This window comes from Shewanella abyssi (assembly GCF_023284025.1).
Taxonomy (GTDB): Bacteria; Pseudomonadota; Gammaproteobacteria; order Enterobacterales; family Shewanellaceae; genus Shewanella; species Shewanella abyssi.
Genome location: NZ_JAKIKR010000136.1, coordinates 1 through 553, shown reverse-complemented (window position 1 = coordinate 553; position 553 = coordinate 1). Strand labels below are relative to the sequence as shown.

Genomic DNA, 553 nt, shown 5'->3' with positions numbered 1-553 from the left:
GTCCAATCCGCATGAGAACGTTTAGCCATATTAACTCCTGATGTAATAGTCAGTTGTTAAGATAGAACTTCAAAGCGGTAAGCTGAAGATGTACTTGGCCGGACGGTTACTCTCTTTCGAGACCAATATTAGAAAGAGTCGGCGCCTGTCATGGCCAGCTACGCTAAAGCTCCGCGCTGACCCACAAGGATGTGGGAAATGCAGAAAGTGCCTGGAGCAACTTTCGGCCATAAGCACATCGCAATTGCGATATTCGCCCTACGACCCACAGGGATGTGGGAAGTGCCTTAAATTGTTGGGAATAATTTTGGCCTACTCATGAATTGATGCATGCTTCGCATACACTCATTACTTCCCCATGTGAGAGTAATCATTCAAAAGCTGTTAAACGAAAAAATCCCTAGCACAGAGCGCTAGGGATTTATCGCTTCTCTCTCGAGAATAAATAGGCGCCTGGAAATGACCTACTCTCACATGGGGAAACCCCACACTACCATCGGCGATACTGTGTTTCACTTCTGAGTTCGGAATGGGATCAGGTGGGGCCACAGCT

Annotated in this window: 1 rRNA gene; it reads right to left on the bottom strand. The window is 47.2% G+C overall.

The features are described 5' to 3' along the window. Nucleotides 1–451 precede the first annotated feature (451 nt). Nucleotides 452–553: ribosomal RNA gene (gene rrf / locus L2755_RS22090) — 5S ribosomal RNA — on the bottom strand; the annotation flags it as partial.